Genomic DNA, 6272 nt, shown 5'->3' with positions numbered 1-6272 from the left:
CGGTTGGCCGACGACGCGCACGGCGCCGACGCGCTGTTCGAGCAGGCGGGCCGCTCGCTGCGGGCCGCCTACGTCCTGCTCGACGCGTGCGAGTACTCCACCGGGACCGAGCGCAGGCTCCAGGCCGGCGCCGGCGAACTGGCCGTCTCGGTCGGCTGGTTGGCCCACGATTCGAACCGGCTCGCGGACGCCCGCTCGTACTACGCCGAGGCGCTGGCCACCGCGCGGATGGCCGGGGACGCCGCGCTGGAGGCGCACGTCTTCTGCAACAGCGCCTTCCTCGCCCGCGACGCCGGCCGGCCCCGGGAAGCACTGCGCGCCGCCCAGGCCGGGCAGTCCGCCGCCCGGGAGCTCGACTCGGACCGGCTGCTCGCCCTGCTCGCGATGCGCGAGGCCGGCGGCTGGGCGCTGCTGCAGGACCGCGCCGCCTGCGAGCGGGCGGTCGCCCGGGCCTGCCGGCACTTCGACCGGGGCCCGTCCGGGACCGACCCGGAGTGGATGTCGTTCTTCGGCGAGGCCGAACTCGCCGGGCTGCAGGCCCAGTGCTGGTCCGCCCTCGGGGACTGGGAGCGGGCGAGCGAGCGCGCCGGGCTGGCCATAGCGCTCCAGAAGCCGCACTTCGTCCGCAACCGGGTGCTGTACACCGCCGAACTCGCCCACGACCGGCTCGGCCGCGGCGACCTGGCGGGCGCGGCCGAGCACGGCTCGGCCGCCGTGGCACTGTTCGACGACGTGCGCTCGGCGCGGATCCGCTGGATGCTCGCGGACACCGCGCAGCGGCTGCGGCAGCACCGGCGGGTGCCGGAGGTCGGACGCTTCCTGGCCGCGTACGGCGCGGCGACGGCGGCCGCCTGATGCCCGCCCGGCTGCCCGGCGCCCGCCACCCCGGCGGGACAGGGACGGCGGACGGCCCGGGCCGGTGCCGGGGTCAGGACTTGTGCGTGAGGGTCTCCAGGTGGCCCTGGTCGTTCCAGAGCTCGACCGCCGGCGCGCCGTACTCCCAGGAGAGGATGCAGAGCGCGGCCGTGCCGAGCTTGAACCGCTGGGCGAACTCGGGCGGCAGGCCCAGCCAGCGGGCGGTCAGGATGCGCAGCAGGTGGCCGTGGGCGAAGAGCACCACGTCGCGGTCGGCGCAGTGCATGACGGTGGTGTCCGGCTCCGGCACGCCGTGCTCGGTGTTGAGGTCGGCGAGGAGGGCGTCGACCCGGGCGGCGACGTCGGAGAGCTTCTCGCCGCCGGGGACGCCGTCGCGCCAGATCAGCCAGCCGGGGTGGTCGGCGGCGCGGATGTCGGCGCCGGTGCGGCCCTCGTAGCTGCCGTAGTCCCACTCCATGAGCTCGGGGCGTTCGACCGCCCGGTCGCCGAGGCCGGCCAGCGCGCAGGTCTCCTTGGCGCGGTCGAGCGGGCTGGTGAACACGAGGGCGTCGGGCAGGCCGTTCCAGGGCGCCGCGGCGAGGCGGACGCCGAGCGCGCGGGCCATCGCGCGGCCCTCCTCGGTCAGCGGGATGTCGGTGCGGCCGGTGTGGCGGCCGGTCGCCGACCACTCGGTCTCACCGTGGCGGACCAGCAGGATTCGGGCGGGCATGGCAGGCTCCTCGCGATCGGGGCGGGTGACGACGTCGGCCTCGCCATCGAGCACCGGCCTCCATGATCCCCCACCCGAGGAGCGCCCACGATCCCGGCCTCCGGCTCCCGCTCCGCCGGGCCCGGCACCGGGCCCGGCGGCCGCCCAGTGGCCGCCGGGTTCCTCGCCCGTTCCTCGCCCGTTCGTCGCCAACGGCCGGTTCCGGCCGGATTGTCGGAGCCGGATGCGACACTGGGCCGCACCATGAACGTCTCGACGAACGCCCCGCTCCGCGGGCCGGCGGAGCCGCTCGCCCAGCGGCTCGCCGAGCTGCGCGGACCGGCGCCGCAGCGCAGTCTGAACGCCCGTGCCCTCGCCGCCCTGGCCGCCAATCCGGGGTGCCACCGCCGCGCCGTGCTGGACGCCGCCGGGGTGGACAAGACGGCGCTGGCCGCCCGTCTCGGCCGCCCCGCCCCCTTCGGCCGGTCGCCGCTCGCACTGGCGCGCGGCGTCGTGTTCGAGGCCCGGCTGAAGGAGAACGGCTACGCGGCGCTGCTGGAGCCGCTGCGCCGCCGGCTCGGGCCGGCCGGCGAGGACGGCCCGCTGCTCGTGCCGGACCTGCTGCGTTCCTCCGGTCCGGCGGTACGGGCCGACCGGACGGCGGCGGCGCTCGCGGAGGCGGCCGCCGAGGAGCACGCCTGGACGCTGCTGGACCATCCGCTGCTGCGGCTGGACGTGGCCGGTTCGACCGCCTACCTGGAGCCGGACGCCGTCGTGGTGCACGGCGGCCGCTGCACCGTGGTCGAGATCAAGTCCTTCCCGGTGCTGGACGGCACCGCGGACCCGGGCAAGGTGGGCGCCGCCGCCCGCCAGGCGGCGGTCTACGTGCTGGCGCTCCAGGAGGCCGCGGCGGCGCTGGCCGGGCAGGCGGTGGACCCGGACCCGTACGCCGAGCAGCTGCTGCCGGGCAGTCCCCGGACGACCGTGCTGCTGGTCTGCCCGGAGGACTTCGGCAGCCGGCCGACCGCCGTGCCGGTGGACGTCCGCCGCGAGCTGGCGACCACCCGCCGTCAGCTGAGCCGGATGACCGGCATCGAGCGGCTGCTGGCGGTGCTGCCGCCGGGGGCGGACTTCGACCTCTCCCCCGACGCGGACGGCGCCCCGGTCCGCTCCACCGAGGAGTTGGAGAAGACGGTCGGGACGGTGCCGGCCGCGTACAGCCCGGACTGCCTCTCCACCTGCGAACTCGGCTTCCACTGCCGGGCCCAGGCCCGCTGCGGGGACCGGGTCGAGCAGCTCGGCCGGGGTGTCCGGGGCGAGCTGGGCAGCATCCGCACGGTGGGCGAGGCCCTGGCGGTGGCCCGGACCGGTCCCGTCGGCGGCAGCGCCAACGGCAGCAATGACGACGGCAGCACCGAGGACGGCAAGGACGGCGACGACGACGGCGACGGGGCCGACGAGGCCGCCGCCCGGCTGGCCTACGCCGCCGCCCTGCGTGCCGAGGCGCTCGGCCGCCCCCACCCGGCCGGCCCGGAGGGCGGGCGATGAGCCTGCTGACCACCCTGGCCCGGCTGGAGGCCGTCCGCGGCGGCCGCGCCGAGCCGCTGGCCACCGTCCGCCACCGGCACCTGTCGGAGCGCCCGATGGTGCTCGTCCCGCTGACCTCCGCCGGTGAGGACGGCGCCCCGCTGGCCGTGCTGCTCGGCACCGACCGGGACGCGCCGGTGCTGCACATCGTGCCGCAGCCGCTCAACCGCACGCTGCGCTCCGAGTTCCTGGCCGACCTGGCCGCCGACCTGCTGCCCTACCTGGAGTCCTTCGGCGACGAGGTCGAGCTGATCGAGGGCTCCGAGAAGGACCCGGAGACGGGTGCGAAGGCCCCGGTGGTCCGCGAGCTGTGCGCGGACGCGCCGCAGCTGGTCGTGCCGAACAGCGGGGGCGTGCGCCATCTGGCGCTGCTCGGCCGCTCGACCCGGTTCCGCCGCACCGCCGAGGACGAGGACCCGGGCCCGTTCCCGGCCCCGGCCCGGGTGCCGCTGCTCGGCCGCTGGCTGACCCACCTGGCCGAGCGCTCGGCCGTGCCCGGGTCCAGCCTGCTGCTGCCGATGACCGGGCTGCTCGCGCGGCACTGGGCCACCGGCCAGAGCCACCTGGAGGACCAGCACCTGGCCGCCCTGCTCGCCTGGCACACCCCGCCGGAGGGGCAGACCGGCGCGGAGGCGGCCGAGCGGGCCGAGACCGAGCGCAACGCCGAGGGCCGGCTGGTCCGCCCGCCGGCCGGACCGACCACCGACCCGGTGTTCGACACCAAGGTGCTCGCCCCGGCGATCGCCCGCTACGACGCGGCCGCGACGGCCCTGCGCGAGGCCGAGGGCCCCGGCGGCGGGGACGTCGCGGCGGCCCGGGAGGCCGTCCGGGTCTCCGTCGACCGGCTGCGCGCCGTGCTGCGCGCGGAACTGCTGCCGGCCTGGCAGGACGTCTGGCACGGCCTGGACCTGCTGCGGGCGCTGCCCCCGGCCGGCCATCTGCCCGAGCGCTGGACCGGCGACCGCTGGTCGTACACCGGCCACCGGGACCGGCTGGCGGCCGGGGAGCCCCCGCAGCCCCGGGTCGACGACGCCGTGACGGCCGCCCGCAAGCTCGCCCAGCGCGAGCGCGAGCAGACCCGGCTGGACGTCCAGGAGGCGCTGGACGACCCGCTGGCGATGGCCGAGCACCGGCTCTCCGGGGAGGCGTTCAGCGGAGTGGTGACCGAGGTGGTGCCGGACTACGACACCACCGGCCGCTCCCCCAAGCCGCGCCCGCTGGTGACGGTGCGCACCGGTGACCGCCCGCACGCCGACCCGGGCCGGGAGGTGCACCGGGTCCGGGCGGCGCCGGGGCCGGAGGCGGGGTCGGCACCGGCGCAGAAGGCGGTGATCGCCGCCGTCGACCCGGAGGCGGGCACCGTCACCGTGCGGGTGCTGTCCGGCATGGGGCGGAAGAAGGAGCCCGAGCCGGGGAGCCTGCCCGAGCCGGGCGAGCGGGTGACCTTCACCCTGTTCGAGCTGACGGTCCGGCAGGCCGCGCCGCTGCCCGATCCGGACGACACCCCGTGGACGCACGGCGGCCCGCCCGGGGCCGTCGTCACCGTGCTGCCGGCCGTGCCCGGTACAGGCACCGGTACAGGCACTGGCACTGGCACAGACACAGACACAGGCACCGACGCCGGCAGCGGCACCGCCGAGGACTGGGAGTGATCCGGCCGATGAGCAGCACCGAGCAGACCGCCCCGCCCGGCGGCCCCGGCGACCCGGCCGGGGACCCGACACCCGGAGCGGCGGCCGACGCGGCGGTGGCCCGGATCCTGGAGGCGACCGTCCGCCCCGCCGTCGGCGCGCCGCGCGGTGTCGTGGTGGACTCGCCGCCCGGGGCCGGCAAGTCGACCCTGGTGGTGCGCGCCGCCCGGGAGCTGGTGGCCGCCGGGGAGCGGCTGATGATCGTCGCCCAGACCAACGGCCAGGTGGACGACCTGGTCGACCGGCTGGCCGTCAAGGCCCCCGATCTGACGATCGGCCGGCTGCACGCGGCGGACGCCCGCCCGGGGCCCGAGGTGCTGCGCCACGCCAATGTGACGCCCTCGGACAAGGTCGCCGAGCTCGCCGAGCTGGACGTGGTGATCTCCACCTCGGCCAAGTGGCAGTGGGTGCGGGCCGAGCAGCCGTGGCGGCACGCGATCGTCGACGAGGCGTACCAGATGCGCTCGGACGCGCTGCTGGCGGTGGCCCGGCTGTTCGAGCGGGCGCTGTTCGTCGGCGACCCGGGCCAGCTGGACCCGTTCACCGTGGTCGGCACCGAGCAGTGGGCGGGCCTGTCCTACGACCCCTCGGGCAGCGCGGTGGTCACCCTGCTCGCGCACAACCCGCAGATCCGGCCGCACCGGCTGCCGGTGTCCTGGCGGCTGCCGGCCAGCGCGGCGCCGCTGATCTCCGGCGCGTTCTACCCGTTCACCCCGTTCCGTTCGGGCACCGGGCCCGGGGACCGGCGGCTGACGGCGGCGGTGCGGCCGGACGGTTCGGCCCTGGATGCGGCGATCGACCGGGCGGCCGAGCACGGCTGGGCCCTGCTGGAACTGCCCGCCCGGCACACCGTGCGGACCGATCCGCAGGCGGTCGCGGCGGTGGCGGCGACCGTGCGGCGGCTGCTGGACCGGGGGCTGACCGCCCACTCCGAGCAGGGGTCGGCCCCGCTCACGGCGGACCGGGTCGCGGTCGGCACGGCCCACCGGGACCAGGCGGCGGCGGTCCGGGCGGCGCTGGTCAAGGTCGGGGTGCCGGTGGACGGGGCGGCCGGCCCGGCGGTGACGGTGGACACCGCGAACCGGCTGCAGGGCCGGGAGTACGACGTCACGGTGGTGCTGCACCCGCTCTCCGGGCGGCCGGACGCGACGGCGTTCCACCTGGAGACCGGCCGGCTGTGCGTGCTCGCCTCCCGGCACCGGCACGCCTGCATCGTGGTGGCCCGGGCCGGGATCGCGGAGCTGCTGGACGAGCATCCGGCCACCGAACCGGTGCAGTTGGGTGTCCCGGTCGCCTTCCCCGACGGGTGGGAGGCCAATCACCGGGTGCTGCACCACCTGTCCGGGCACCGGGTGCGGCTGGGCGGTTCCTGAGGCCGGGCGGCCCGGCCCGCCCGGCGCCGCCAGGGGTGCGGCCGGGGTGCGGCCGGG

At 77.5% G+C, this 6272-nt stretch carries 4 protein-coding genes and 1 pseudogene; 4 read left to right on the top strand and 1 reads right to left on the bottom strand.

What is annotated here, in order from left to right:
* Nucleotides 1–855, top strand: a pseudogene (locus tag VR45_RS17355) (tetratricopeptide repeat protein); the annotation flags it as partial.
* A gap of 73 nt (nt 856–928) precedes the next feature.
* On the opposite strand, the gene VR45_RS17350 reads toward VR45_RS17355, so the two are convergent.
* Nucleotides 929–1585 carry a histidine phosphatase family protein gene (locus tag VR45_RS17350; protein WP_045940682.1) on the bottom strand — a complete coding sequence of 219 codons (657 nt, stop codon included), beginning with the start codon at nt 1583–1585 and terminating at the stop codon, nt 929–931.
* 243 nt (nt 1586–1828) lie between these two features.
* Between VR45_RS17350 and VR45_RS17345 the strand changes: the two genes are divergently transcribed.
* From VR45_RS17345 to VR45_RS17335, 3 genes are read left to right on the top strand one after another with little or no spacing between them, the layout of a single operon-like run.
* Nucleotides 1829–3112 carry a hypothetical protein gene (locus tag VR45_RS17345; protein WP_107084200.1) on the top strand — a complete coding sequence of 428 codons (1284 nt, stop codon included), beginning with the start codon at nt 1829–1831 and terminating at the stop codon, nt 3110–3112.
* A complete protein-coding gene (locus tag VR45_RS17340; protein ID WP_063772500.1) occupies nt 3109–4803 on the top strand; it encodes a hypothetical protein in 1695 nt (564 codons plus the stop codon). The genes VR45_RS17345 and VR45_RS17340 overlap by 4 nt, the downstream gene beginning before the upstream one ends.
* An 8-nt stretch (nt 4804–4811) precedes the next feature.
* Nucleotides 4812–6215, top strand: coding sequence for an AAA family ATPase (locus VR45_RS17335; RefSeq protein ID WP_078896604.1), 1404 nt, complete (start codon nt 4812–4814; stop codon nt 6213–6215).
* Nucleotides 6216–6272: the final 57 nt, after the last annotated feature.

This window comes from Streptomyces sp. NRRL S-495 (assembly GCF_000966955.1).
GTDB lineage: Bacteria > Actinomycetota > Actinomycetes > Streptomycetales > Streptomycetaceae > Kitasatospora > Kitasatospora purpeofusca.
The sequence above is the reverse complement of the archived record's forward strand: the minus strand, read 5'-3'. Positions and strand labels throughout refer to the sequence as shown.